General features: G+C 73.1%; 17 protein-coding genes and 1 pseudogene. 12 read left to right on the top strand and 6 right to left on the bottom strand.

The genetic code is table 11. The features are described 5' to 3' along the window. Positions 1-138: 138 nt before the first annotated feature. Positions 139-1,089, top strand: coding sequence for an AEC family transporter (locus OG276_RS01830; RefSeq protein WP_266901993.1), 951 nt, complete (start codon positions 139-141; stop codon positions 1,087-1,089). A 56-nt stretch (positions 1,090-1,145) separates the two neighbouring features. Beyond that, positions 1,146-1,538, top strand: coding sequence for a hypothetical protein (locus OG276_RS01825; protein WP_266901991.1), 393 nt, complete (start codon positions 1,146-1,148; stop codon positions 1,536-1,538). Here the strand turns inward: OG276_RS01825 and OG276_RS01820 are convergent. The 4 genes and pseudogenes from OG276_RS01820 to OG276_RS01805 all read right to left on the bottom strand — a co-directional run bounded on the left by OG276_RS01820 (position 1,492) and on the right by OG276_RS01805 (position 6,614). Beyond that, positions 1,492-2,442 carry a trypsin-like peptidase domain-containing protein gene (locus OG276_RS01820; RefSeq protein WP_266901989.1) on the bottom strand — a complete coding sequence of 317 codons (951 nt, stop codon included), beginning with the start codon at positions 2,440-2,442 and terminating at the stop codon, positions 1,492-1,494. The genes OG276_RS01825 and OG276_RS01820 overlap by 47 nt on opposite strands. A 54-nt stretch (positions 2,443-2,496) precedes the next feature. Further along, the gene (locus OG276_RS01815) at positions 2,497-4,065 is read right to left on the bottom strand and encodes an FAD-binding oxidoreductase (RefSeq protein ID WP_266901987.1); all 1,569 of its coding nucleotides are present in this window, start codon (positions 4,063-4,065) and stop codon (positions 2,497-2,499) included. Between the two features lie 196 nt (positions 4,066-4,261). Continuing rightward, positions 4,262-4,919 (bottom strand): annotated as a pseudogene (locus tag OG276_RS01810) (class I SAM-dependent methyltransferase). A gap of 33 nt (positions 4,920-4,952) precedes the next feature. Next, the gene (locus OG276_RS01805) at positions 4,953-6,614 is read right to left on the bottom strand and encodes an IucA/IucC family siderophore biosynthesis protein (RefSeq protein ID WP_266901985.1); all 1,662 of its coding nucleotides are present in this window, start codon (positions 6,612-6,614) and stop codon (positions 4,953-4,955) included. 119 nt (positions 6,615-6,733) lie between these two features. On the opposite strand from OG276_RS01805, the gene OG276_RS01800 reads away from it, so the two are divergent. The 3 genes from OG276_RS01800 (at position 6,734) to OG276_RS01790 (ending at position 11,031) form a co-directional block, all read left to right on the top strand. Beyond that, positions 6,734-8,368, top strand: coding sequence for an IucA/IucC family siderophore biosynthesis protein (locus OG276_RS01800; protein WP_266901983.1), 1,635 nt, complete (start codon positions 6,734-6,736; stop codon positions 8,366-8,368). Between the two features lie 125 nt (positions 8,369-8,493). After that, the gene (locus OG276_RS01795; RefSeq protein ID WP_266901981.1) at positions 8,494-9,333 is read left to right on the top strand and encodes a winged helix-turn-helix domain-containing protein; all 840 of its coding nucleotides are present in this window, start codon (positions 8,494-8,496) and stop codon (positions 9,331-9,333) included. A gap of 120 nt (positions 9,334-9,453) precedes the next feature. Then, a complete protein-coding gene (locus OG276_RS01790) occupies positions 9,454-11,031 on the top strand; it encodes a reprolysin-like metallopeptidase (protein ID WP_266901979.1) in 1,578 nt (525 codons plus the stop codon). A 123-nt stretch (positions 11,032-11,154) separates the two neighbouring features. On the opposite strand, the gene OG276_RS01785 is transcribed toward OG276_RS01790, so the two are convergent. Then, entirely contained in the window at positions 11,155-12,000 is an 846-nt protein-coding gene (locus OG276_RS01785; protein ID WP_266901977.1) for a GntR family transcriptional regulator, read from the bottom strand. A gap of 231 nt (positions 12,001-12,231) precedes the next feature. Here OG276_RS01785 and OG276_RS01780 point away from each other — a divergent pair, with 231 nt between their 5' ends. Together OG276_RS01780 and OG276_RS01775 are read left to right on the top strand one after the other, a co-directional pair. Next, a complete protein-coding gene (locus tag OG276_RS01780) occupies positions 12,232-13,818 on the top strand; it encodes a beta-N-acetylhexosaminidase (protein ID WP_266901975.1) in 1,587 nt (528 codons plus the stop codon). Continuing rightward, positions 13,815-15,314: a cellulose binding domain-containing protein gene (locus OG276_RS01775; RefSeq protein WP_266901973.1), complete on the top strand. Its 1,500-nt coding sequence runs from the start codon at positions 13,815-13,817 to the stop codon at positions 15,312-15,314. The genes OG276_RS01780 and OG276_RS01775 overlap by 4 nt, the downstream gene beginning before the upstream one ends. 68 nt (positions 15,315-15,382) lie before the next feature. Here OG276_RS01775 and OG276_RS01770 read toward each other — a convergent pair whose 3' ends face one another. Next, entirely contained in the window at positions 15,383-16,939 is a 1,557-nt protein-coding gene (locus OG276_RS01770) for a S8 family peptidase (RefSeq protein ID WP_266901971.1), read from the bottom strand. Between the two features lie 204 nt (positions 16,940-17,143). Here OG276_RS01770 and malX point away from each other — a divergent pair, with 204 nt between their 5' ends. The 5 genes from malX (at position 17,144) to OG276_RS01745 (ending at position 24,373) form a co-directional block, all read left to right on the top strand. Further along, positions 17,144-18,754: a maltose/glucose-specific PTS transporter subunit IIBC gene (malX, locus tag OG276_RS01765; protein WP_266901969.1), complete on the top strand. Its 1,611-nt coding sequence runs from the start codon at positions 17,144-17,146 to the stop codon at positions 18,752-18,754. 3 nt (positions 18,755-18,757) lie between these two features. Beyond that, positions 18,758-20,026, top strand: a complete 1,269-nt coding sequence (locus OG276_RS01760; RefSeq protein WP_266901967.1) for a MalY/PatB family protein — start codon at positions 18,758-18,760, stop codon at positions 20,024-20,026. 188 nt (positions 20,027-20,214) lie between these two features. Then, positions 20,215-21,312, top strand: coding sequence for a SigB/SigF/SigG family RNA polymerase sigma factor (locus tag OG276_RS01755; protein ID WP_266901965.1), 1,098 nt, complete (start codon positions 20,215-20,217; stop codon positions 21,310-21,312). Positions 21,313-21,494: 182 nt separating this feature from the next. After that, positions 21,495-22,568: a glycine betaine/L-proline ABC transporter ATP-binding protein gene (locus tag OG276_RS01750; RefSeq protein WP_323182302.1), complete on the top strand. Its 1,074-nt coding sequence runs from the start codon at positions 21,495-21,497 to the stop codon at positions 22,566-22,568. Next, complete coding sequence (locus OG276_RS01745) at positions 22,568-24,373, top strand: ABC transporter permease/substrate binding protein (protein ID WP_266901963.1); 1,806 nt, start codon at positions 22,568-22,570, stop codon at positions 24,371-24,373. The genes OG276_RS01750 and OG276_RS01745 overlap by 1 nt, the downstream gene beginning before the upstream one ends. The last annotated feature ends 27 nt before the right edge of the window (positions 24,374-24,400 follow it).

Here is a 24,400-nt window from a genome sequence, read left to right as displayed (position 1 = left end):
CCTGGCCGGGGCGGGTGGGTGCGCCGAAGCTAAACCCTGACCCGCACGTCAGGGTCAAGCCCGCTCAAGGCGCCGCACCGGCTCGGCATAGACTGCGCCCGGCTCGGAAGATCACTGAACGGCGGGGAGCGGGTACGCATGGGCGGGGCGGCCGCGCTGGAGAAACTGATCCCGGTGGCGCTGGCCTTCGGCGTCGGCGTGTTCCTCGCGCGGCGCAAGGTGGTCCCCGCCGAGGCCTCCAAGGCCTTCGCCGACTACGCGTTCCTCTTCGCGGTCCCGTGCTACCTGTTCGGCAACATCTACGCGGCGGACCTCTCCGCCCTCTTCGACTGGCGGGCCATCGGCGGCTACGCGGCCGCCGCCGCCCTCGCGGTCGCGGCGGTGGCCGCCGTCTCGGCGGCAGCCGGACTGCGCGACCCCCGGGCCGTGGCGCTGCGCGTGATGGCCGGGGTCCAGGTCAACACCGCCTACTTCGCCGTCCCCGTGTTCATCACCTTCTTCGGCACGGCGGCGCCGATCTTCCCGGTGCTGCTCTTCCAGGTCTGCGTGCTGTCGCTCGTCGTCATCGCCATCATGGAACTGGGCCGCACCGGCCCCGGCTCCGGCGGCGGCCCCGCCCGGCGCCTGGGACGCGCCGTCAGCGCCTCGCTCGTCACCCCGCTGGTCCTCGCCTGCAACGCGGGGATCCTGCTCAACCTGCTCTCCGTGCACGTCCCGGAGGTGGTCCTGGACGGGGCCGCCTTCGTCGGCGACAGCGCCTCCCCGGTGGCCCTCTTCGCCCTCGGACTGCACCTCGGCGGCATCGGCCTCGACGTCCGGGGGACCACCCGCGAGGAGCTGGCGCTCATCGGCTTCAAGTGCGTGGTCTTCCCGCTGCTGGCGTGGGCGGTGTGCGGGGCGCTGTTCGGGGTCCGGGGCGAGTGGCTCACGTACCTCGTGCTGATCGCCGCGATGCCGACGCCCCAGAACCTGTTCATCTTCGCCCAGCGCTACGACGTGGGCGTCGACCTCTCAGCCGCCGTCGTGATCAAGAGTTCCCTGGTCTGCCTCCTGCTGCTGCCGCTCTGGCTGCAGGCGCTCTCCCCGTGACCCGGGCCGTCCGGGCCGCCTTCGTTCCCCGGGCGGGCTCCGCTCGTTGAGCGGGTATGGAGCTCCCGACGATCGCGGCGCCCGGCGTCGGTGAACAGGCCGACGCCGTGGCCGATGCCGCCTGCCACCTCTACGACACCCTCGCGCCCTGGGGGCGGACCGCCCCCGGAGGGTGGAGCCGGGGCGCCGCCGAGGACGCCGCCGAGGCCATCGAGACGGTCGCGCACGCCCTCGCGCACGCCCATCCGCGGGCCGAGGTCATCCTCGGGCCCGTGCACACCGCCCTCGCGGACCTGCGCCGGCAGTTCGGCCTCGCGCCCGCCGAACCGCTGAGCGCGGAGGGGCTGCCGGCGACGCCGAGGACGGTGGGCAACCCGCGCCGCACCCGCTGGGTGCGGGTGCTCACGCCACCCGCGCCCCGGCGAGAGCCTTCTCGTACAACTTCCTGATGTCGGCGCCGAAGTAGGAGCTGTAGGAGGTGTCGGGGGTGTCCCCGCCCGTCTTCCAGCCGCCGATCACCCCGACCACGTCGCCGGTCTCGGTCCGCTCGTCGAAGCCGGTCAGGAACGGGCCGCCGCTGGTGCCGCCCGGGTAGCCGGTGCAGTCGATCCGCAGGAACGATCCGGGGATCCCCGGATCGGTGCTGGTGAACTTCGTCGTCCGGTTCACGCACAGCCGGGGCCGGGCGGCGGAGGCCGGATAGCCGATCAGCGAGACCTGCTTGTGCGCGTACGGGGCGCCGGTGACCAGCCGGTTCCCGCCGACCACGTCCTCCACGGGGTAGCCGTCGGCGTCCGGGCCGACCTGGGCGAAGGCCACGTCGAGGGCGGCGCCCTTGTCGGCGCCGAGCTGCCGGTAGCGCGGGTCGATCCACACCTTGGAGCGGCCGGCCGCGTCGCGCAGGACCGGGAACATCCCGTACGGCTGGGGGTTCTGGGCCGTGTACTGCGGTACGAACGCCACCTGCCGGGCGTCCGTACCGAGCAGGCAGTGCGCCGCGCTGAGCACCATGTCGCGGCCGGGGGAGGCGACCACGCTCGCGGTGCAGAAGTACGCGCCGCCGCCCTTCATGACGAACATCCGGCCGACGACCGGGATGCCGTCGAAGTCCCGGCCGGTCCCGTCCACCGCGGCCGGGGCGCCGCCCCGGCTGATGGGGACCGCGGACGCCATCCGGTCGGGAGTCCAGAACGACTCGGCCTCCCGGGCCGACCACCGCTCGGTGGCGGGGGCCTTGGCCGGGGCCTGCGCCGCGGCCTGCGCCGGGGCGGTGCCGGCCTCGGCCTCGGGCAGGGGCCCGCCGGGCAGCAGCAGGGCGGCCGTGGCCGCCGCCACCGTCAACGTACGTCGCATGTCCGTCTCCTTCTTCGGGGATGGGCAGGGAGAGCGAGGGGCTGGGAGCTGGGGCTATACGGCTTGGGGGAAGCGCAGCAGCCGGTCCGGGTCGTAGCGGCGGCGGACCTCTTCGAGGCGGGCCAGGTTCGGCCCGTAGTAGGCCTCGCGCCAGCCGGTCAGTCTCGGATCGGCGTAGTTCTGGTACGCGGCTCCGCCCGCCCAGGGCCGCAGGTCCTGCCAGAGCCCGTCGAGCCAGCCCTGGTGGCGGCCGATGTCGGCGGCCGTGGCCGGGCCGGGCCAGTAGATGAGGTACTGGGCGAGGAACCCGGCCGTGCGGTGCGCGAAGGCGGTGGCCCGCGCCGGGATCCGGTTGAGGGCTCCGCCGCAGACCCCGTCGAACTGCACCACGCCGAACCCGCCGCGCGGCACGCTCCCGGCGTAGCGCCGCAGGGCGGCCAGTACCGCCGAGGCGGCCGCTTCGGTCAGCCCGTCCGGGGCCCAGAAGTCGGACCGGGCGGCGTAGGAGGCACGGCCGAGCCGCCCCCGCGGATCGTGTCCCGGGAGGGTGCCCGGCAGGCGGCATTCGGCGGGGCTCCGGTCCAGGCAGCCGGCCATCGCCCGGACGGTGTCCGCGTAGCCGCGTACGACGCTCCACGAGTCCCGGGGCGGGGCGCCCACCAGGTCGGACAGCCGGGTCAGCTGCCGTTCCAGCTCCGCGCGTCCGCCGTCCAGGCAGAGCACCCGCAGCGCCGGGGCGCCCACCGGGCCGCCGTCCACGGTGAACTCCACCTGGCTCCAGAACGGATCGGGCAGCGCCTCCAGCCAGCGCTGCCACCCGCGCAGGACGGCGGGGGAGTCTGCGGCCGACCAGCGCAGTTCCGCGAAGGCGCAGTCGGAGACCGGGTGGGTGCGGAAGCGGAAGCCGGTGACCACCCCGAAGTTGCCGCCCCCACCGCCGCGCAGGGCCCAGAACAGGTCGGGCTCGCGGTCGGCGGCGACTTCGCGGAGCGTCCCGTCGGGGGTCACGAGGCTCACCCCCGTGAGCCGGTCGGAGGTGGCGCCCCAGGAGCGGGAGGAGAGGCCGAGCCCGCCGCCGAGGGTGAGACCGGCGATGCCGACGGAAGGGCACAGCCCCGTCGGGACGGCCAGGCCCCGCGCGGCGAGGACGGAGTTCACCTCCCCGAGGCGGGCGCCCGCACCGACCCGGACCCCGGTCCCGGACTCCGCGGCCACGTCCGCCATGGCGGACGTGTCGATGACGAGTCCGGCCTCGCGGGTGGACCAGCCCGCGTAGCCGTGGCCGCCGCCGCGCGGCACCACGGGGACGGCCGAGCGCCGGGCGAAGTCCAGACAGGCGGCCACGTCCCCCGGGTGCGCGGGGTAGGCCACGGCGCCCGGCCGGACCGTGTCGTAGCGGGGCTGGAACAGCTGCCGTGCCTCGTCGTAGTCCCCGTCGCCGGCCGTCACCACCCGGCCGTCGAGGGCCCGGGCCAGCGCCCCGTAGTCCGGGTCCGCGCGGCGGGTCGTCGTACGGGGCGTCGTGCGGGCCGTCGTGCGGGCCGTCGTAGGGGCCGCCGCGCCGATCGAGGCGAGGACGCCCGTGGCGGCTCCCGCGAGGACCTGGCGGCGGTGGAGGCTCATCCCTCCTTCCTGCCACCGCCTTGCCCGTTCGGGGCGAAGGCGGGCCCATGGGGGCGGGCTTGCCCCCCGAACGGCCCATGCCGGGGCGGCTGCGGGTGGCTTCGGCCGGGTTTCCGTACGGGTTTCCGTTCGAGCTTCCGTACGGGTCTTCGGCTCGACCTCCGTCCGGGCCTCCGTCCGGGCCCCCGCCCCGCGGTCAGCCCGCCCGGCGGGCCAGCAGGAAGCCCTGCGGGGACTTCTCCGTGGCGTCCGGTTCCCGGATCAGGCGGGCTGTCTCGGTCAGGCCCGCCCCGGCCAGCAGCCCGCTGATCAGCTCGGGCGGTGTCCAGTACACGTCGAGGTCCACGGGATGCCCGTAGGCGTGTTCCAGCCGGAGCTGCCGGTCGCCCGCCTTGAACGCGATCAGCAGGTACCCGCCCGGGGGCCAGGACCCGGGCGAACTCGGCGAACAGCGCGGGGAGCCCGGAGGGCGGGGTGTGCACGGTGGAGTACCAGGCCAGCACCCCGCCCAGCACCCCGTCGGCGATGTCCAGCGCGGCCATCGAGCCGACCTCGAAGCGCAGCCCCGGATACGTCCGGCGGGCCACCGCCACCATCGCGGGGGACAGGTCTACCCCGAAGGCCCGTACCCCCAGGCCGTCGAGGTGCGCCGTCACCCGGCCCGGTCCGCAGCCCAGGTCCGCGACCGCCCGGCCGGCGCCGGGCCCGTCCCCGCGCACGCACTCCGCGAAGGCGGCCAGCATCGCCCGGTCCAGCGGTTTGCCCTCCAGCTCTCCGGTCAGCAGCGCGGCGTAGTCGGCGGCGACGGCGTCGTAGGACGACCGGACGGAGTTCAGGTGCGAAGTCGATGCCATGCCCCCGGACAGTAGCCCGCCGGAGCCCCGAACTCAGCCCCCGGTCAGCGGATTGTCCAGCTCGGCCCACTGATCGCCAGGCACCCCCGGGCTCAGCCGCATCAGGGTCAGCGCCTTGGTCGGCAGCGGTCCGGTCAGCAGCGCCCGGGTGTCGGCCGTGGCGGGCAGGCCGGGCGCGGCCGCCGCCAGGTCCGCGGCGAGCGCGGCGGCCGAACCGGCCGTGGAGCCGAGCGCCCCCGCCACCAGCGAACCGAAGAGCTTGCGGCGCAACAGGGTCACGTCATCGGTGATCAGCCGGCCCGACAGAGGTGGCGCCGGCAGGCCGTGGCGGGCGAGGCGGGCCGGGCTGATCCGGATGTCGGCGAGGTCGCGGTACACGAGCCGCAGCGGGGCGCCCTCGGCGGACAGCACGACCAGCAGGTTCTGGCCGTGGGCCTCCAGGGCCACCCCGAGATCCAGGACCCGCAGGCAGACGGACAGCGCGAGGCGGGCGAAACCGGCCCGCCAGGTGTCGGAGCGCACGTACGGGGTCAGCGCCAGGGCGGCCACGGGCAGGACGCGCTCGCCCGCGCCCCGGTCCGCGTACGCCTCGGGCGGCTCGCGGAGCACGGCGGCCAGGTCCGGGGTGCCGGCGGTGACGGCGCCCAGGGTGCGGGTGATGTGCAGGCGGCCGTCGAGCCGCTCGGACAGGCTCTGGGCGAAGCCGGATACGGCGGCGGCCGTCTCGATGGAGTAGACGGAGATGTCCCGCACGGAGGAGGTGAGGCGGGTGCTGAGCGCGGTCTTGACGTGAGGTCCGCCGTCGGCGGGAGAGAGGGTGCGCAGGGCCATCAGCGGGTGCGCGGCGGGCCCGGGCCGCAGCTCGTGCCCGCTTTCCTGAGCTGCCCCCTGTTTGACCACGTGCTCCGCCTGCCAGGGGTGGACCGGTACGAGGATCCGCCCGGCCTCCCGCCACCGGTCGGGCCAATCGCCGGTCACCCGGCACTCCGCGGCCCGTACGACGGCCAGCCCGAGGGTGACCACCGGCCGGTGCTCGGGTCCGTAGGCGAGCTGCTCGGCCACCGTGAAACCGGGGCGGGAGCGGCAGTTGGGGTGGTACGGATGGCCGTCCACCACCCGCTGCTCCCACTCCCAGGCGGCGAGGTCCGCGGCGTCGTCCGGGCCGGTCGGCTGGCCGGCCCGGGACAGGGCGAGGGAGGCCGTGCTCTCGTCGAGCTCGGCGGCGAACTCCTCCCCGTACGGCAGCCCGAGCGCCGCCACCAGCGCGGCGGCCCGCCGGTAGGGGCGGCCGTCGAGCAGCAGCTCGGCCACGGGCGGCGCGGAGGCGCGGGCCGCGGAGAAGGTCGTCGCGTACGGGTCGGGAAGGGGGCCCTCCAGCCGGGAGCCGGAGGCGAGCCGGAGCGCGAGCGAACCGGAACCCCGCTCCCGGCGGGTGATCCACGGCAGCGGCTCGAAGGCGAACGCCCGCCACAGCCGGGTCAGTACGGCGGCCCGCGCGCCGGGGAGCGCGGCGGCGTAGGCGGACCCGAGGCTGCCGGGGTACGTGCCGGCGGGTCCATGCGGTCCGGCGGGTCCGCCCGGTCCGGCGAGTCTGCCCGGACCCGCGGGTCGGCCCGGTCCCGCGGGACCGGTTTCGGACAGCGCGGCGAGCTCGGCGGCGACGGCCTCTTCGGCCGCGGTGGCGGGGAGGTGCATGCTGGGATCCAGGGCCCCGGTCCTCTCGGATGACGTGATGATCACTTCATCATCGCGGATACTGAAGATCACGGCCGGTCGTACGCCCCCGCGCACTTCCGGCGCTCTGGACGTACCGAATGGAATCCGTGGACCTCAACGCCACCGACAACGCCGCCGCCGACGCCTATGCGGCGGCCCCGCTCCTGAACTGCCTCCTGCGGGAGGCCGCAGAGCCGGTCCCGCTCGCCGGGCCGGGGGGTTCCGAGGGGGACGGCTGGTGCGCGTACCGGCTGTCGGGCAGCGGGCGGTCGCTGCGGGTGCGTGCGGGACGCAGGCCCGAGCGGCCCGAGCTGGAGACCGGGGCCGGCTGGCATCCGCTCACCCATACCGAGCTGGTCAAACTCGTCTCCGACGAACTGCGCCAGTACACCGGCGTGTCCAACGACGAGCTCCCGGTCGAGATCGCCGACAGCCGCGAGACCATCGCCGCGCTGCTGGCCGCCCGCGCGGCCACGCCGCCGCCGGCGGACCCGTACGTCCGGTCCGAACAGTCCCTGGTCATGGGACACCCCCATCACCCGGCCCCCAAGGCCCGGGGCGGCGGTCCGGCCAACGGCTGGCTGCCGTACGCCCCCGAGGCGTACGCCCGTTTCCCGCTGGCCTTCCTGGGCGTGCGCGAGGACCAGGTCGCCGAGGAGGGCGGACCGGCCGCGGCCGCCGCGGTCGACTCGCTCGCGGAGGCGCTGGGAGGGCCGCGCGCCCCGGCCGGCTACCGGCTGCTGCCCGCCCACCCCTGGCAGCTCGACCTGGTCGCGGGCCGGCCCGCGGTCCGCGAGGCCCTCGCGGACGGGAGACTGCTGTCGCTGGGCGCCGGGCGGGTGCCGGTCTGGCCGACCGCCTCGATCCGGACCCTGTACGTTCCCGGCAGCGGCAGCGGCAGCGGTAGTGGCCGTGGCGCAGACGCCGCGGGCACGGCGGGCGCCGCCGCCGGCGATCTGTTCGTGAAGTTCAGCCTCGACGTGCGGATCACCAACGACGTGCGCAGGCTGTGGCGGCACGACCTGCTGAAACTGCGCCGCACGGACGCGGCGGTCGAGGCGGGCTTCGCGGAACTGCGCCGGTCCGGGTCGAGTGCGGCCTGGCTGCCCGACCGGGGGTACCGGACGGCCTCCTTCGCCTTCGAGGAGCTCGCCGTACTGGTCCGCGACGGGCTGGCCGCGCACGCGGAGCCCGGCGTCACACCCCTGCTCGCGGCCGCGCTGGCGGAGGGGTATCCGGGCAGCCCGCTGGCGGCAACGGCCGACCCTGCCGGGTGGTGGCGGGCGTACCTGCGCCAGGTGGTGCCTCCCGTGCTGCACCTCTTCGCCCGGCACGGCGTGGTCCTGGAAGCGCACCTCCAGAACACCCTGGTCGCCGTCGACGCCCAGGGCGTGCCCGCGCAGGCCCTCTTCCGGGACGCCGAGGGCGTGAAGCTCCTCCCGGACCTGGACCGGGAGGCCGCCTGGCAGCGCCTCGTCTACTGCCTGGTGGTCAACCACCTGACCGAGGTCGCGGGCGCGCTCGCGCAGAGCCACCCGGAGGCGGCCGGGGACCTGTGGCCCGCCGCCCGCGCGGAGTTCCGGCGCTTCGGCGCCGCCCACGACCTTCCCGAGATCGCCGCCCTGCTGGCCGCCCCGAGTCTCCCGGCCAAGACCAACCTGCTGCTGCGCTGGACCCGCGCCGACGGCGCCGACTCCCGCTACCTGCCGCTTCCCAACCCGCTGCGGCCCTGAGGGAGCGTGCGGTTCCGGCCAAACAGGGTCCGGATAACGGATCCCCTCTCACCGACAGGTATAGACCAATGCTACGTTGGTCGAGCAGACCGCGCAGTCCTTGACCTCCCGTCAGAGGAGAAGCCATGCCCTCCCCTTCGCGGGGCGGCGGCCCGGCCGCCATGCCCAAGTACCAGCGGATCGCCGCAGCGTTGCGGCGCGAGCTCGACCTCACCGCACTCACCCCCGGCGCCCGGCTGCCCTCCGAGCGCAGCCTCGCCGCACGCTACGAGGTCAACCGGCAGACCATCCGGGCCGCCCTCCAGCACCTGAGGCAGGACGGCCTCGTCGTCACCGGCCGGCGCGGCACCCGCCCGGCGGTCCCGGCCGGCCAACCGGCCCGGGCTCCGGCCCAGGCTCCGGTCCCGGTCCCGGTCCCGGACCCGGCCCCGGACCCGACCCCGGTCTTCGCCCCCGCGCCGGCGGTCCCGGCGGCCCCGCCGGAGACGACGCCCGCCGGGGTCACCGACCAGGCGTGGCTCACCCTCGTCACCCTGGCTCCGGCGCTCGCCGAGCAGCTCGGCATGCGGGGCGGGGAGCAGACCCTGGTCCACCACCACCGCGAGAGCGGCCCGACGGGCCAGACCCGGCGGCACGCGGTGACGTACCTCTGTCCCCGCACCGTCGTCCGGACCCCCGAACTGGCCCGCTACCGGGACCGCTTGGTGGCGGGCGTCCGGGACGAGGACCTGGGGCCCCTGCACCACTGGCTGGAGGGGGCCGCGCGGGCCGGCCGGGTCGCCGAGACCATCACCATGACCCGGACCAACTCGCCGCAGGCCGCGCCCCCCGGCGGGCTCTCCGTACGCCGCACCCTGCACGACGCCGCCGGCCGGCTGCTCGCCGTCACCGATCTCGTCTTCCCCACCTGGGACCGGCTGACCTTCGACCGGTCGCCGGCCGCCATCGGCTTCCGCGTCACGTAGGGCCCGACCGGTGCCCACCGGGCCCGTCGGGGTGAGCCGGGGCGGGGTGGCCGGGTGACGCGGTCGCGGGAGCGGGTGTCGGCGTGGACCGGGCCGGTGTGGAGGTGCGTTCGTACGCGCATGATCATCTCTCGTCTCGGCCTGGCCACCGGCTTGCTCGCCGCCCTCTCCGCCACCGCCCTCGGCCTGCCGCCCGCCCTGGCCGCCGCGCCCGCGCACCCGGCGGCCGAGCCCCCGCCGCCAGGCCACGTGCTGCGCAGCCGCACCATCGACCTCGACCTGGCCGACTACCGCTGGCTGTGCACGGACCAGCCCTTCGGCACCCCGCGCCGACACACCTTCAGGCCGTTCTCCGACACCTCCATCGAGGTCGTGGAGTCCGGTGTCGAGCGCGACCCGGCGGGGGGAGCCGTCAAGTGGAGCGGTGAGGTCGTCAAGGTCGACGGGCACCCGGTCGGGCCCGGAGTGCACCGCCGGGTGGTGCTGTCGACCACCGGAGTCTGCGACCCCGGAGCCGCACCGGACGCCGTCGGCGTGGACGCCCTCTTCGACCTGGGCGAGCGGGCCTACCGCATCGCGCAGCCCCGCAACGAACCGGGCCGGCTGCTGATCACGGAGGAGGACCCCGGCCTCCACGTCAAGCCCGCGCAGGACGACGCGGACCCGCAGTACGAGAACCCCGACCCCGCGGTCATCGCGGAGGCCCGCAGGCAGCTGATGACCCGCGCCGCGTCCGCCGGGCCGGTCGTCATCGACATGGTGGTCGGCTACACCCCCCGCGCCGAGTGGGGCATGGGCGGAGAGGAGGCGATGCTCGCGCGGATCGCCTTCGCCGAGACGAGCATCAACCACGCCTTCGCCGACAGCAACATCAAGGCGAGCGTGGACATCGTGGCCACCTACAAGGCGAACTACTACGCGCCGGCGGACCAGGAGACCGCGCCGGTCGTCCACGGCCTGATCTCCAACCCGAGGGAGCCCCGGCTGGGCGCCCCGGCCGCCGCGCTGCGCGAGAAGTACGGCGCGGACCTGGTCTCCCTGATGATCGAGGTCCCGAACGGAACGAGCAGCGGACAGGGCAACCTCCCGCAGCCGCCGAGCGAGAAGACCGACGACCAGGCGTACTCGGTCGTCGACTACCGGACCGTGGCGCTCTGGTACAACTTCGGCCACGAGGTGGGCCACAACCTCGGGCTGTGGCACGACCGGGCCACCCTGGACGAGCAGATGGGCGGCGAGGACTACCGGCCCTACCTGACCACTCCCTACAGCACCGGCTACATCACGCCCGATCGCCGCCACCACACGCTGATGGCCTACTCCTCGGCCTGCGGCGGTCCCTGCACGGCCGTCAACCAGTACTCGAACACCGAGAACACCTGGGACGGCCAGCCGCTCGGCGACGCCTACAACAACAACGCGGCCGTCGCGCGGATCACCGCTCCGGTCATCGCCGGCTACCGCGCCCCCGCGCAGCCGCGCCAGCGCCACGCCCTGACCCTGGGCGAGGGACTGCGCCCCGACACCTGGGGCCCGTACCGGCCGGGGACCTCGATCAAGGTGACGGCCACCCCGCCGCGCGGGTACCGGATCGCCGCGTGGGAGCTCGACGGGCAGCGCTACGCGATCACCTCGGCCCAGGTCAACGTCACGATGGACAAGGCCCACGACCTCAAGGCGGTCTTCGTCCGCGTCTGACCGACCGTTGGAGGACCGGCCCGTGCGGGAGCGGCCCGTGCGGGACCGTCACGTGTGGTGCCGGCCCGTGCGGGAGCGACCCGTCCGGGACCGTCACGTGTGGTACCGACCCGTGCGGGACCGTCACGTGCTGGTGTGGACGTCCCCGGTGGTGGTGGAGGTGATGACCGCCCGGCGGCCGAGGTCGCCCGGCGGGATCCCCGGGTGGTGGCCGCCCGGCCGGCCGGCTCCCGGGGACACCCCGAGGGCCAGGCGCGAGACGATCCGGTAGCGGTCGCCGCGGTACACGGAGTGCACGTACTCCACGGGCCGGCCGGTGGAGTCGGTGGTCAGCCGCTCGATGAGCAGGGCGGGGGAGAGCAGCGGGACGTCCAGCAGTCCCGCCTCCCCCTCGTTCACCACCGTCGGCTCGATGGACTGCTGCGCCTCGTGCACGTACACGCCGTGGTGGTCGCGCAGGTGCTCGTAGAGGTCCCCGGCCTCTAGCTCCGCCGGGGTCAGGGCCGGTACCAGGTCGGCCGGAATGTGCAGGTGCTCGATGGCCATCGGGGCGCCGTCCACCAGCCGCAGCCGGGCGATGTAGAGCAGGCTCGCACCGGGGGAGATGCGCAGCCGGCGGCCGATCCGGGCGCCCGCCTGGACGGTGGAGTGCTCCAGGACCCGGCTGGACCAGTGGCCGGACGCCTGCCGCATCGCGAAGGCCGCCTCGTCGGCGGCCAGTTCCTGCGTGATCTTGGCGGGGGCGACGAACATCCCGCGCCCGTGCTCGCGCACGAGCAGCCCCGTGGCCACGAGCTCGTCCACCGCCGCGCGCAGGGTGGGGCGGGAGACCTCCAGGGTGGCGCACAGGGTGCGTTCGGAGGGGATGGCGTCGCCGGGCCGCCGGATGTCGATGAGCCCCAGCAGGTGCTCACGGACCCGTTCGCGCTTGAGTACGGATCCTTGCGAGTCGGTTGCGTCCTTCGTCATGGCCCGCCCCCTCTTCTCTCTGCTCACCTGTCCAACTGGTCATGTGCATCTAACCACTCGATGAGGCGGGGGCGCGAGGAGTCCGTCGAAATTATTCGGGCCGTGCGGGGTTGACGGCGCACTCGGGTCGTGTCACCTTCTAGCCACTCAGCTAACCAATTGGTCAGTTGGTCAACTCCACGCCTCGGTAGATGAGTTGACGGAACGACCAGGTGAGGAATCTCCGAGACCGTGACCGCCGCTGCCGCCGCCGCTTCCCTCCGCCCCGACCTCGGGCTCGTCCCGCGCCCCGACTCGGTCACCGCCCTGCCGGGCCGCTTCACCCTGGACCGGAACACCGGACTGCGCGCCGGACCCGGCGCCGAGGCGGCGGCCGGCCTGCTGCGCGAACTGCTCGCCCCCACCACCGGGTTGCCGCTGGCCCCGGACCCCGACGGGCGGATCACCCTGCTCCTGACCCCCGGGGACACGCCCGCCGGGGAGGAGTCCCTCGGCCCCGAGGGGTACGCCCTCACCGTCCGCCCCGACTCCGTCCTGCTGCGCGCCGCCCGCCCCGAGGGGCTGCTCCACGGGGTGCAGACCCTGCGCCAGCTGCTGCCGCCCGAGGCGCTGGCCGCCGAGGGCGCGCAGCCCCGTACGCCCGCCGCCGGCTGGTCGGTGCCCTGTGTACGGATCACCGACCGGCCGCGGTTCGCCTGGCGCGGAGCCCTGCTGGACGTGGCCCGTCACTTCCAGCCCGTGGCCTACGTACGCCGCTTCGTGGACCTGCTCGCGCTGCACAAGCTCAACGTCCTGCACCTGCACCTCACCGACGATCAGGGCTGGCGGATGCCGGTCGAGGCCTACCCCCGGCTCACCGCGACCGGCGGCCGCCGCGCCCAGACCGAGGGCGACGGGATCCCGCACGAGGGCTCCTACACCCGCGCGGAACTGGCCGGGCTCGTCGCCTACGCGGCCCGGCGCGGGGTCAGCGTGGTACCCGAGATCGAGATGCCCGGCCACGCCCGCGCCGCCCTCGCCGCCTACCCCGAACTCGGCAACCGGCCCGGCGTCCGGCTGGACACGTGGACCCGCTGGGGGGTCTGCGAGAACGTCTTCGGGGTCCACGACGCCGTGCTCGACTTCTGCCGGGGCGTGCTGGACGAGGTCGCGGACGTGTTCCCCGGGCCCTACGTCCACCTCGGCGGTGACGAATGCCCCCGCGTGGAATGGGAACGCTCCCCGGCCGCCCGCGCCCGGGTCGCCGCCGAGGGCCTGGCCGGCCCCGGAGCGCTCCACGGCTGGTTCCTCGGCGAGGTCGCCGCGCACCTGGCCCGGCTCGGCCGCCGCCCGCTCGGCTGGACCGGGACCGGCACCGAACTGCCCGCCTCCTTCACGGCCCTGGCCTGGCTCGACGCGGAGCACGGACGGGCCGCCGCCCTGCGCGGCCACGACGTGATCATGACCCCCTACCGCTCCACCTACCTCGACTACCCGCAGTCCGCCGACCCCGGCGAACCGCGCGGCCAGGACGGCGGCGTGCTCGACCTGCGCGGCGTCTACGACAACGACCCCGCCCCCGCGCACTGGGAGCCCGAGGCCGCGCGCCGCGTCCTCGGCACCCAGGCGCAGCTGTGGACCGAGTACGCGCGCACCCCCGCCGAGCTCGAATACCTGGCCTTCCCCCGGCTGTGCGCCCTCGCCGACACCGCGTGGTCGGCGCACCGCGACTGGCCGGACTTCCTGCGCCGCCAAGGCCACCACCAGACCCGGCTCGCCGCCCTCGGCGTGCGCGGCCGATCCCTTCCCTCCCCCCACCCCGAGAGGAACGCAGCATGAGCACCCCGACCCGTGCCCCGCGCCACACCCCGAGCAGCACCCCCCTGCGCAAGCGCCGTACGGCCCTGGCCCTGGCCATCGCCCTGACCGCCGGTCTCGGCTCGGCCGCCCTGACGGCCCTGCCCGCCAACGCGGCGGCCGACTCCGTCAAGGTCCAGTACCGCACCAGCGCGACCGGGGCCACCGCCGACCAGGCGGAGCCCTGGTTCAAGGTGGTCAACAACGGCTCCGGCACCGTCTCCCTGAGCCAGGTCAGCTTCCGCTACTACTTCAAGGCGGACAGCCCCAGCACCCAGTACCGGTTCGCCTGTTCCTGGGCGGTCAAGGGCTGCGCCAACATCACCGGCACCTTCCACACCATGGCCACCCCGACGGCCACCGCCGACCGTTACCTGGAGATCGCCTTCACCGGCGGCGCCGGCAGCCTCGCCCCGGGCGCCGACACCGGCGACATGCAGCTGCGCTTCCACCGCGCCGACTGGCAGACGCTGCGCCAGTCCGACGACTACTCCTTCGACGCGTCCCGCACCGCGTACGGAGACTGGGACAAGGTGACCGCCAAGCTGGGCACCGGCACCGTCTGGGGCACCGCGCCCGGAGGCAACGTCCCCGACCCGACGCCGACTCCGACGGACCCGACCCCGACGCCGACGGGCCCCACGCCGACCCCGACCGACCCGGGACCGGCCGGAGCCACCCTCTTCGACGATTTCACGTACACCTCCTCCACCGACCCGGCGATAGGGGCCCACGGCTGGAGCGTGCGTTCCAACGCCGGCGGCCCCGGCGTCCCGGGCGCCACCTGGGCACCGGAGAACGTCACCTTCGCCGCCGAGGGCGGCAACACCATCATGAACCTGGAGACCTCGACGGCCGGCACCGGCGAGAGCACCAAGCACACCGAGATCCTCACCAAGACGATGAAGTTCAAGAACGGCACGTACGCGGCGCGGGTGAAGTTCTCCGACGCCCCGAAGTACGGCCCGGACGGGGACCACCTCGTGCAGACCTTCTTCCCCATCAACGACCTCAAGGCCCCGTTGGCCGACGACTACTCGGAGTACGACTTCGAGTACCTGCCCAACGGCGGCTGGGGCGAGCCCGCGAACATCCTCTACACCACGTCGTGGGAGACGTACCAGGCCGACCCGTGGGTGGCCGTCAACCAGCACTCCGAGGCCCGGACGAGCTACGCGGGCTGGCACGACCTGGTGCTCACCATCGACAACAACGCCATCACCTACTACGTCGACGGCCAGGTCTTCGGCGTCCACGACGCCAAGTACCTGCCCGAGCGGGGCATGTCGATCAACTTCAACCAGTGGCTGATCGACCTCAACGGACAGCCGGGATCCACCGCGCGCGCCTACGACCAGAAGGTGGACTACGTCCTGCACGTCAAGGACCAGGTCCTCACCCCGGCCCAGGTGGCCGCCAAGGTCGGCGGCTACCGGACCGCGGGAACGGCCTTCGTGGACACCGTCCCCAACGGCTGACCCGGCCCGTGCGAACGGCGGCGCGCTCCGGGGGCCTCAGCCCCCGGAGCGCGCCGCCGCCAGGCCGTTCAGAAGCGCAGCGCCCACGCGTCCAGGTACCCGGTGTGTCCGGCGAAGGCGTCGAACACGCGCATCTTCCAGACCCCGTTGGCCGTCTCCGAGGAGGCGTTCACCGTGTACAGCCCGACGAGGTTGCTCTCGCCCCAGTCCGTGTACTCGTCCTTGATGGGGTACACCGTCCCGTCGGGTGCGATCAGGTCGATCTTCAAGGTCCCGGAGTCCGGGTGCTTGACGTACACCTCCACGTCCAGCTGGGCCGGAGCCTTGCCCGTGACGCCGCTGACCGTGATCGGGGAATTGATGGTCCCGAGGTCCGCGACGGCGTAGTTCGTGCCGTTGGCGAACCGCTTGCCGGGCACCTTGTTCGGTACGCCGCCCACGTAGAGGGAGCGGTTCGGGGAGCCCGTCCCGGCGCCGAGGACCGCCCAGGTGGTGGCGGCGGCCTTCAGGTAGCTCATCACCTGGGCCGGGGTGGAGGTGCGGTGGGTGGACAGGTAGAGCGCCGCCGCGCCCGCCACGTGCGGGCTGGCCATCGAGGTGCCCGACATCACGGTGCTCGTGTCCTCGCTCCAGTAGGCCGCCGAGGTGATGGAGTCCCCGGGAGCGAAGAGGTCCACCAGCGGACCGTAGTTGGAGTACGAGGAGCGTGCGTCGTGGACGCTCGTCGCCCCGACGGTCAGCGCCTGGGAAACCCTGGCCGGCGAATGCGTGGAGGCGTCCTTGGACTGGTTGCCGGCGGCCACCGCGTAGGTGATGCCCGAGGCGATGGAGCCCCTGACCGCCGCGTCCAGCACGGTGTCCGGGTCCCCGCCCAGGCTCATGTTCGCGACGGCCGGCTTCACGGCGTTGCGGGTGACCCAGTCGATGCCCGCGACCACCTGCTCCGTGGTGCCTTCGCCGTTCCAGTCGAGGACCCGGACGGCCACGATGTTCGCCTTCTTGGCCACGCCGAAGGTGGTGCCCCCGACCGTTCCGGCCACGTGCGTACCGTGCCCGTGCAGGTCGTCGGCCTCGAAGTCGTTGTCGATCGCGTCGTACCCGTACCGGGCGCGCCCGCCGAAGTCCTGGTGGCTGATGTTGACCCCGGTGTCGATGACGTAGGCGGTGACGCCCGCGCCGGCCGAAGTCGCGTAGGTGTAGGAGTTGTTCAGCGGCAGCCTGCGCTGGTCGATCCGGTCCAGGCCCCAGGACGGCGGGCTCGGCTGGGTGGTGTCCAGCCGCAGCTTCCGGTTCTGCGCGACCGCCGTCACCGCCGGATCGGCGGCGAGCCGCCGCGCCTGCTTCTGCGTCATCTTGACGGAGAACCCGTTGACCGCCGAGTCGTACGTCCGGCCGACCGTGCCGCCGGACCGCTCGACCACGGCCCGGCCCCGGTCCGTACGGGAGCCGGCGCGCGCCGGGTCCAGCAGGACGAGGTAGCTGTCGGCGACGGCTCCGGGAGCTCCGGCGTACAGGACCTCCCCCTCCGGCGGGGCCGCGGCCGAGGCCCCGGTGTCCAACCCGAGCGCGAGCGCCGAGGCGAGTGCGAGCGCGGCTCCGTAGCGCCGCAATAAGCGTGATCGCATGATCATTAAATGTGACCCCCCTGAGTCGTCCGCTCAGAGTGCTGCCTTCACAAGCTCCGCACAAGAGGCCCGCGCCGGGCCCGCGCGGGAGCAATCAGGCCTTACGGATAGGGGCCCTTCTCCTCTTAGTGCCAGACGTTCACAGAACGGAATCTTTATGTGCGACCCCCTTGACCCCCTCCGATTCCGGACGAAAGATCCACCATGAAGAAGACGAAGGCAGCGCTCTGGGAATTCCTCCAGGGCCTGGGCAAGACCTTCATGCTGCCCGTAGCGCTCCTGGCTTTCTGCGGCATCATGCTCGGCGTCGGCTCCTCGCTCTCCAGCCCGGCCGTCCTGCAGAACCTCTCCTTCCTGGACAACGAACCCCTCCAGCTGGCCTTCACCTGGATGTCCAACACCGGACTGGTGGCCTTCAAATTCCTTCCGGTCCTCTTCGCGATGGCGATTCCGCTGGGCCTGGCGCGTGAGGACAAGGGCGTCGCCGCCTTCTCCGGATTCGTCGGATTCGCCTCGATGAACCTCGCCGTCAACTTCTTCCTCACCACGCGCGGCGTGGACTTCGAGGACAAGGGCGAGATCGCGCACTACGGCATCGCCGACGTGCTCGGCGTGAAGTCCATCGACACCGGACTGCTCGGCGCGGTCGCCGTCGGTGTCATCGTGGCCCTGCTGCACAAGCGCTACCGGACCAAGCAGATGCCCGACGCGCTCGCCTTCTTCGGCGGCCTGCGCTTCGTCCCGATCGTCTCCGCCCTGGCCATGAGCATCGTCGGACTCCTCGTCCCGCTCGTCTGGCCCACCCTCGGAAGCTGGATCGCCTCCGTCGGCACGGGCATCGCGCACGCCGGAGTCTTCGGCCCGTTCTTCTTCGGCATGGGCGAGGTGCTGCTCCGCCCGATCGGCCTGCACCACATCCTCGTCGCGCTGTTCCGCTTCACCGACGCCGGCGGCGCCGGGACGGTCTGCGGGGAGAACGTCAGCGGCGCCCTGAACCTCTTCTACGCGCAGCTCTCCTGCACCACCCCCTCGGGCGCGGCGCACACCGCGACGCAGTTCCTCTCCCAGGGCAAGATGGCGGCGTACCTCGGTGGTCTGCCGGGCGCCGCGCTGGCCATGTACCACTGCGCGAAGCGCACGATGCGCCCGGAGATCAAGGCGCTGCTCATCTCCGGTGTCGTGGCCTGCGTGGTCGGCGGGGTCACCGAGCCCCTCGAATTCCTCTTCCTCTTCATCGCCCCGTGGCTGTACCTGATCCACGCGGTCCTGGTGGGACTCGGCTTCCTGGTCGCCGCCGTCCTCGGCGTGTACATCGGCAACACCGACGGCAACGTCATCGACCTGCTGGTCTTCGGAGTCCTCCAGGGCACGACCACCAAGTGGTACCTGGTCCCGGTGATCGCCGCGATCTGGTTCGCCGTCTACTACTTCCTCTTCCGCTGGGCGATCACCAAGTTCAACCTGAAGACCCCCGGACGCGACGACGAGCCCACCGGCCCCGAACTCGCGGACACCGGGGCGGTGGACACCGGGGCCGATGCCGATGCCCCCAAGGCCGAGCTGGTCGCCGGCAAGTACGACCCGGTCGCCCTCCTCGAAGCCCTCGGCGGCCCGGCCAACATCCACGCCCTCGACAACTGCATCACCCGCCTGCGCATGACCGTCGGCGACGCCGCGCTGCTGGACGACGCCCGGCTGAAGAAGCTCGGAGCCATCGCCGTGGTCCGGCTCGACGAGCACAACGTGCAGGTCATCATCGGCCCCCAGGTCCAGTCCGTGAAGGACGCCATCGCCAAGCTCACCCCGGTCGGCTGAACCATGACCCACCCAGACTCCGACGGCCTCCAGGGCCTCCACGGCTTCCACGAAATCTGCGACTTCGACGTGCCGGTCGACCGGCACGGCACCTGGTGCACCCAGTGGGACTACGTCGAGGACCGCTTCGGCGCCGCCGGCCTGCTCCCCTTCACGATCTCCGACATGGACTTCGAGACCGCCCCCGAGGTCCTCGCCGCCCTGCGCGGCCGCCTGGAGCACGGGGTCCTCGGCTACTCCCGCTGGCGCCACGAGGACTTCCTCTCCGCCGTCCGGCACTGGTACGCGACCCGCTACGACACCCCCGTCGAGCAGGACCGCATCGCCTACGCCCCCGCCGTCCTCTACCAGGTCGGCCGGATCCTGGACCTCTGGTCCTCGCCCGGCGACGGGGTCGTGGTCCACACCCCGGCCTACGACGCCTTCCCCCGTCTCCTCGCCGCCCGCGACCGGGACATGCGCGGGGTCCCGCTCCACGACTGGGACGCCCTGGAAAGGGAGTTGGCCCGCCCCGACACCACCGTGCTGCTGCTCTGCTCCCCGCACAATCCGACCGGCCACGTGTGGAGCGGGGCCGAGCTGGAGCGGACGGCCGAGCTGTGCGAGCGCCACGGGGTCGCGGTGATCAGCGACGAGATCCACTCCGACCTCGCGCACACCCCGCACCGCCCCTGGGCACTGCACGGCCGCCCCGGCAGCCGCTGGGCCATCGTGACCTCCGCCTCGAAGTCCTTCAACATCCCGGCGCTGACCGGCAGTTACGGCATCTTCGGCGATGCGGAGTCCTGTGAGCGCTATCTCACCCTCCTCAAGGACGCCGACGGACTGTCCTCCCCGGCGGTCCTCTCCATCGCCGGGCACATCGCCGCCTACCGCGAGGGCGGACCGTGGCTCGACGCACTCAACGCCTACGTGGCGGACAACCTGCGCATGGTCGGAGACCGCCTCGCCGAGGCCTTCCCCGAGCTGGACTGGCATCCGCCCCGGGCCGGCTACCTCGCCTGGATCGATCTCCGGCCCCTCGGAGTTCCCGACGAGGTGCTCCAACGTGAGCTGATTCATACCGAGAAGGTGGCGATCATGCCCGGAACCGCCTACGGCCCCGAGGGCGCGGGCTTCGTACGCCTCAACGTGGGCTGCCCGCGCTCCAAGGCCGAGGCCGGCGTCGAGGCCTTGATCCGGGCCCTGCGCACCACCTCGGGAGCCGCCTCCTCAGCCGTCCCCGGGGTCGCTTCCCCCTCCGCCACCGGGCGCGCCGCCGCCGGGAATTGACCGGACGGCCGAGGGAACTGCGGCCGGACGGACGATGTGCGACCGGAACGGATCCCTGCCGCAAATGCGGCAGGGATCCGGCTGGTTGATCTAGGAGGAAGGGAACTGGGGAACGGATCCGGAACCGGCTAGGGTGAACGCCCATCAAGGTCATGCGCCGCAAGCCGACCAGCCCAAGGAGCGACCCCGTGCCGATGCCCAACCCGTTCTCCCATACCGCCGGCCCCCTTCCCGGCCCCCGGACCGGATCCCTTTCCGGCTCCGTTCCCGGCCCCCGCACCGGTACCCGCCCCGGCCCCTGCGCCGGCCGGCTCGCCGGTCCCGCCCCGGGCCCCGGCTCCGGCAGAGCCCCGAGCCCGGCCGTCGGCAGAGAGCCCGCGGGCACCGTGCTCCCGCCCCGGATCGAGGAGCCCCGCGAGGTGGCCCCCGCGGACGCGCGCGAGCTGACGCGGCTCTTCTTCCGCCGGCTCCACGAGCTCGACGAGGGCACCGCCGAGTACCGGTACGTCCGCGAGACCCTCATCGAGATGAACTGCTCGCTCGTCCGGTTCGCCATCCGCCCCTTCCGCGGCCGCGGAGACGGAGGCGACCTGGAGGACCTCCTCCAGGTCGGCACCATAGGCCTGATCAAGGCCATCGACCGGTTCGACCCGGCCCGCGAGGTGGAGTTCGCCTCCCTCGCCATGCCGTACATCACCGGGGAGGTCAAGCGGCACTTCCGCGACACCAGTTGGGCGGTCCGCGTCCCGCGCCGGCTCCAGGAACTGCGCATCGACCTGGCCAAGGCGAAGGAGGACCTGACCGCGCTCCTCGACCGGCCGCCGACGGTCGCCGACCTCGCCGCGCACCTCTCCCTCACCGACGAAGAGGTCATCGAGGGGCTCGTCGCCGCCAACGGCCACACCAGCGGCTCCCTCGACGCCCCGGGCTCCGACTACGCCGACGGCCGCACCGAGGGCCACAGCCTCGCCGAGACGATGGGGGCCGAGGAGCCGGCGCTGGAGCGCGTCGAGGACATCCAGACCCTGGCGCCGCTGCTGGAACGCCTCAGCGACCGCGAGCGCCGCATGCTGGCCATGCGCTTCGGCGAGGAGCTCACCCAGGCCCAGATCGGCGCAGCCCTCGGCATCTCGCAGATGCAGGTCTCGCGTCTCCTGACCCGGGTGCTCGCGCATCTGCGGGCCTCGATGCTCGCCGACCCGGAGCTGCCCGAAGCCGGATCGCCGGAGCAAGCGGAATCCACGTGCACGGGTGCGGCCACGGGTACGGCCGGCGACGCAGTGTAAGTGACATGACTCACTTCACCGTTTGCAGAGGTTAAGTGGGGGCAGTAGCGCTGCTGGAGCGGACCCGTCCGCCGGCCGACAGCGGCCGGGGCGCGGGTGACGGGCGGATCCCGTCCCGCTCCACGGCCCGCCGGCCGCACACACGCCGGTGGGCCGTCTCCGGTACGACCCTTGGGGTGTATGTGTCCACGCTCACAGCCGAGCACGTGTACAAGGTGTTCGGTAGAGGACCCGACAACGGCGCGGCCGTCGCGAAGGCGGTCCGCGCGCTCGAAAGCGGCGAGACCGACCGCGACGAGCTGCGCGCCGAGGGAACGACGGCGGCGGTGATCGACGCCTCGTTCCGCGTCGAGCCCGGCCAGATCTTCGTCGTGATGGGTCTGTCGGGCTCGGGCAAGTCCACCTTGCTGCGCATGCTCAACGGTCTGCTGGAGCCCACCGCGGGACGCATCCTGATCGACGGCGAGGACCTCACGGCCCTCTCGCCGGCCGAACTGCGCCGCGTACGCTCCACCAAGATCAGCATGGTCTTCCAGCACTTCGCGCTGTTCCCGCACCGCAACGTGCTGGAGAACGCCGGATACGGCCTGGAGGTCCAGGGCGTCCCCCGGGCCGAGCGCGAACGGCGGGCCGGCGAAGCGCTGACCCTCTGCGGGCTCGGCGGTTGGGAGAAGTCCTGGCCCGACGAGCTGTCCGGCGGCATGCAGCAGCGCGTGGGCCTCGCCCGCGCCCTGGCCACCGACGCCGACCTGCTGCTGATGGACGAGTCCTTCAGCGCGCTCGACCCGCTGATCCGCCGCGACATGCAGGACCAGCTGCTCGAACTCCAGAAGAGCCTCGGCAAGACCATCGTCTTCATCACCCACGACCTCAACGAGGCCATGCGGCTCGGCGACTCCATCGCCGTCATGCGCGACGGCCGCATCGTCCAGCAGGGCACGGCCGAGGACATCCTCACCCGCCCCGCCGACGACTACGTCGCCTCCTTCATCCAGGACGTGGACCGCTCGCGGGTGCTGACGGCCGACGCCGTCATGACCGGGGACCCCGGAGGCCGGCCGGACTGCGGCTGCCCCACCGTCTCCGCCGGCACCCCGCTCGCCGACGTGTGCGCCGTCAGCGCCCGGGTCCCGCACGACGTCTGCGTCACCGCCGAGGACGGCACCGTCGTCGGCTCCGTCCCGCAGGGCCGCCTCGTCGCCTTCATCGGCGACGAGAAGCGCGCCCCCCTGGACTGCGCGGAGGTGGCTGCGTGATGCCCCGCCTGAACCTCGGATCCTGGGTCGACAGCGGTGTCGACTTCCTCCAGAGCCACCTGTCCTGGCTGTTCGACGCCATCGCCGCGCTCGTCACCGGGCTCTACGACGGCATCGAAGCCGTCCTGTCCGCGCCGAACCCCCTGCTGCTGGCCGGCATCCTCGCCGTCGCCGCCTGGTGGCTGCGCGGTCTGCTCGCCGCCCTGCTCGCCTTCGCCGGCTTCGCCCTGGTCGACTCCGTGGCCCTGTGGCCCGAGGCCATGTCCACGCTCGCGCTGGTCGTGGTCGCGACCCTGGTCACCCTGCTCTTCGCGATCCCGCTGGGCATCTGGGCCTCGCGCTCCGACAAGGTCAGCACCACGCTGAAGCCCGTCCTGGACTTCATGCAGACCATGCCGGCGATGGTCTACCTCATCCCCGGCATCATCTTCTTCGGGGTGGGCGTGGTGCCCGGCATCATCGCCACCATCATCTTCTCGCTGGCGCCCGGCGTGCGGATGACCGAGCTCGGCATCCGCCAGGTCGACGCCGAACTCGTCGAAGCCGCCGAGGCCTTCGGCACCACCCCGCGCGACACCCTCGTACGGGTCCAGCTTCCGCTGGCGCTGCCCACCATCATGGCGGGCATCAACCAGGTGATCATGCTCGGCCTGTCCATGGTGGTCATCGCCGGCATGGTCGGCGGCGGCGGCCTCGGCGGCGCCGTCTACCGGGCCATCGGCAGCGTGGACATCGGCCTCGGCTTCGAGGCCGGCATCTCCATCGTCATCCTCGCCATGTACCTGGACCGGATGACCGGGGCCCTGGGCCGCCAGGTTTCCCCGCTCGGCCGCCGCGCCCTCGCGAAGGCCCGCTCCGCCGCCACCGGCACCGCCAAGGTGTGGAGCCACCGCCCCCAGCCCGTCTTCGCCGTGGCCTCGGCCGTGGTGCTGTCCCTGGTCGCGGGCGGCCTCGGAATCTTCGGAGACTCCGGGAAGTCGCAGGTCAACGCGGTCGGCGGGGCCGGCGTCGCGAACATCGGCAAGGGCCGCAAGCTCAGCATCGGCTACATCCCGTGGGACGAGGGCATCGCCTCCACCTTCCTCTGGAAGGAGCTCCTGGAGCGCCGCGGGTACCAGGTCGAGGCCAAGCAGCTGGAACTCGGCGCGCTCTTCACCGGGCTCGCGGGCGGCCAGGTCGACTTCCAGACCGACGCCTGGCTCCCTTCGACGCAGGCCGAGTACTGGAAGAAGTACGGCAACAAGCTCGACGACCTCGGCTCCTGGTACGGGCCGACCTCCATCGAGCTGGCCGTCCCCTCGTACATGAAGGACGTCAAGACCCTCGCCGACCTGAAGGGCAAGGCGGGGGAGTTCAAGGGCCGGATCATCGGCATCGAGCCCAGCGCCGGCGCGATGGGCCTCCTCAAGGACAAGGTGCTGCCCCAGTACGGGCTCGACGGCGAGTACAAGGTCGTCGACGGATCGACCCCGGGCATGCTCGCCGAACTCAAGCGGGCCTACGAGAAGAAGGAGCCCGTCGCGGTCGTGCTCTGGTCGCCGCACTGGGCGTACGCCTCCTACGAGCTGACCAAGCTCGCCGACCCCCAGGAGGCCTGGGGCAAGGGTGACGGCATCCACAACGTCGCCCGCAAGGACTTCGCGGCCGACGAGCCGAAGGTCGCCCAGTGGCTGAGCTCCTTCAAGCTGACGGAGGCCCAGCTCACCGGCCTGGAGGCCAAGATCCAGGAATCCGGCAAGGGCAAGGAACAGCAGGCCGTCCGCGCCTGGCTGGCCGAACACCCCGAGGTCGACACACTGGCCTGAGCGTACGGGGGCGGGTGCGCGAACTCC

The sequence above is a fragment of the Streptomyces sp. NBC_00086 genome (assembly GCF_026343255.1).
Taxonomy (GTDB): domain Bacteria; phylum Actinomycetota; class Actinomycetes; order Streptomycetales; family Streptomycetaceae; genus Streptomyces.
Note: the sequence above shows the minus strand (reverse complement) of the source record. Positions and strands in the feature narration are given on the sequence as shown.

What these genes read in the sequence shown, in the direction of transcription:
- OG276_RS01825 (WP_266901991.1), top strand. Translation starts at nt 1,146, where the DNA reads ATGGAGCTCCCGACGATCGCGGCGCCCGGCGTCGGTGAACAGGCCGAC.
- OG276_RS01770 (WP_266901971.1), bottom strand. Translation starts at nt 16,939, where the DNA reads ATGCGATCACGCTTATTGCGGCGCTACGGAGCCGCGCTCGCACTCGCC.
- OG276_RS01805 (WP_266901985.1), bottom strand. Translation starts at nt 6,614, where the DNA reads ATGCACCTCCCCGCCACCGCGGCCGAAGAGGCCGTCGCCGCCGAGCTC.
- OG276_RS01820 (WP_266901989.1), bottom strand. Translation starts at nt 2,442, where the DNA reads ATGCGACGTACGTTGACGGTGGCGGCGGCCACGGCCGCCCTGCTGCTG.
- OG276_RS01745 (WP_266901963.1), top strand. Translation starts at nt 22,568, where the DNA reads ATGCCCCGCCTGAACCTCGGATCCTGGGTCGACAGCGGTGTCGACTTC.
- OG276_RS01815 (WP_266901987.1), bottom strand. Translation starts at nt 4,065, where the DNA reads ATGAGCCTCCACCGCCGCCAGGTCCTCGCGGGAGCCGCCACGGGCGTC.
- OG276_RS01760 (WP_266901967.1), top strand. Translation starts at nt 18,758, where the DNA reads ATGACCCACCCAGACTCCGACGGCCTCCAGGGCCTCCACGGCTTCCAC.
- OG276_RS01785 (WP_266901977.1), bottom strand. Translation starts at nt 12,000, where the DNA reads ATGACGAAGGACGCAACCGACTCGCAAGGATCCGTACTCAAGCGCGAA.
- OG276_RS01775 (WP_266901973.1), top strand. Translation starts at nt 13,815, where the DNA reads ATGAGCACCCCGACCCGTGCCCCGCGCCACACCCCGAGCAGCACCCCC.
- malX (WP_266901969.1), top strand. Translation starts at nt 17,144, where the DNA reads ATGAAGAAGACGAAGGCAGCGCTCTGGGAATTCCTCCAGGGCCTGGGC.
- OG276_RS01795 (WP_266901981.1), top strand. Translation starts at nt 8,494, where the DNA reads ATGCCCTCCCCTTCGCGGGGCGGCGGCCCGGCCGCCATGCCCAAGTAC.
- OG276_RS01830 (WP_266901993.1), top strand. Translation starts at nt 139, where the DNA reads ATGGGCGGGGCGGCCGCGCTGGAGAAACTGATCCCGGTGGCGCTGGCC.
- OG276_RS01800 (WP_266901983.1), top strand. Translation starts at nt 6,734, where the DNA reads ATGGAATCCGTGGACCTCAACGCCACCGACAACGCCGCCGCCGACGCC.
- OG276_RS01790 (WP_266901979.1), top strand. Translation starts at nt 9,454, where the DNA reads ATGATCATCTCTCGTCTCGGCCTGGCCACCGGCTTGCTCGCCGCCCTC.